General features: G+C 70.5%; 1 protein-coding gene. It reads right to left on the bottom strand.

Going from position 1 to position 1,498, the window contains the following annotated elements:
• Positions 1-218 precede the first annotated feature (218 nt).
• Positions 219-1,328, bottom strand: coding sequence for an epoxide hydrolase family protein (locus ABZ719_RS37635; protein ID WP_366729667.1), 1,110 nt, complete (start codon positions 1,326-1,328; stop codon positions 219-221).
• Positions 1,329-1,498: the final 170 nt, after the last annotated feature.

Here is a 1,498-nt window from a genome sequence, read left to right as displayed (position 1 = left end):
GGCGCCGCCGAAGTCGAGCACGGCCGGATCGGTGGAGAGCCGGTCGGTCAGCCCCCCGTTCTCGTCGACGAGTTCCAGGTCGGCCCGGATGAACCAGACGCCGGGCTCGGCCTTGGCCTCGCCGGTCCCGACGAGCACGCCCCGGTCCCCACGCTGTCGGTGGAGACGGGCGGGGCCGCGCCCGGTACCGTCCGTGCCCCCGGTGATCACGGCCGTCTTCACGCGGCCACCGTCCGCGCGAACCTGACGATCTCCTCGGCGAACAGCTCGGGCTGCTCCAGGGCGGCGAAGTGGCCGCCCGCGGGGATGTCGTCGTTGAAGTAGCGCAGGTCGTGATAGGCGCGCTCGGCCCAGACGCGCGGGGTTCGCGTCAGTTCGTCCGGGAAGACGCTGACCCCGACGGGAAGGTCCAGCTCGGTCAGGGCGAGCGGCTGCCGCGCGTACTCCCAGTACAGGCGGGCGGAGGAAGCGGCGGTGCCGGTGAACCAGTACAGGGAGATGTGGTCGAGGATCTCGTCGGGGGTGAGGGCGTCGGGCCCGGCCCAGTCGAGGAACTTCTCGTAGATCCAGGCGGCCTGCCCGGCCGGGGAGTCGGTCAGGGCGTAGCCGATGGTCTGCGGCCGGGTGCGCTGCACGACGTGGTACCCGGAATGGACGGCGAGGAAGCGGCTGCCCTGCTCGAGTGCGGCCTTCTCCTGCGGGGTCGGGGCGTCGCCGGCCGGTGGTGCGGCGAGGAATTCGGGGAAGTTGACGTGGATCGCACGCAGGCCCGGCGGCCGCTGCGCCCCCATGCGGGTCGCGACGACACCGCCCCAGTCGCCGCCCTGGGCCAGGTAGGAGTCATAGCCGAGGCGCCGCATGAGCACGCCGTAGGCGCGGGCGATCCGGTCCGGGTCCCAGCCTGTCGAGTCGGGCTGGTCGGAGAAGCCGTAGCCGGGCATCGAGGGGACGACGAGGTGGAAGCCGTACCCGGTGAGCGGGGCGACGGTCCCGAGGAACTCCAGGAACGAGCCCGGCCATCCGTGCAGCAGCAACAGGGGGGTGGCGTCGGGGCGGGGCGAGCGCACGTGCATGAAGTGGAGGCCGAGACCGTCGATGGTCGTGCGGAACTGGCCCAGGTCGTTGAGCCGCCGCTCCAGATCGCGCCAGTCGTACCCGTGGGCCCAGTACTCCAGCAGCTCCTCGAGGCGCTCCCGCTGCACCCCCTGGCTGTTGTCCGGTGCCGTCTCCCGGCCGGGAAGGCGTACCCGGCGGAGCCGGTCCTTCAGATCCGCCAGGGCACTGTCCGGGATGTGGATACGAAACGGTGTCACGCTGTCCGATGTCATGGTCACCACGGTGCGGCTACGAAGAGCGCGCAGTCCAATGATTGTTCCGATGCAGGTAATACGCTCTGCGTATAAGACCAGTTAGAGCTGCGGAAAAGAGGAGAGCCCGATCAGCTCGCGGCGTCCGGTGCGTGCGATCGCAAGGCGCCGGAAGGTCCTTGTAGCGGAGC

The organism is Streptomyces sp. NPDC006743 (genome assembly GCF_040703815.1).
GTDB lineage: Bacteria > Actinomycetota > Actinomycetes > Streptomycetales > Streptomycetaceae > Streptomyces.
This window is presented reverse-complemented; position numbering and strand designations above follow the sequence as displayed.

Excerpts from the sequence above, each read along its gene's own strand:
- ABZ719_RS37635 (WP_366729667.1), bottom strand. The coding sequence starts at position 1,328 with ATGACATCGGACAGCGTGACACCGTTTCGTATCCACATCCCGGACAGT.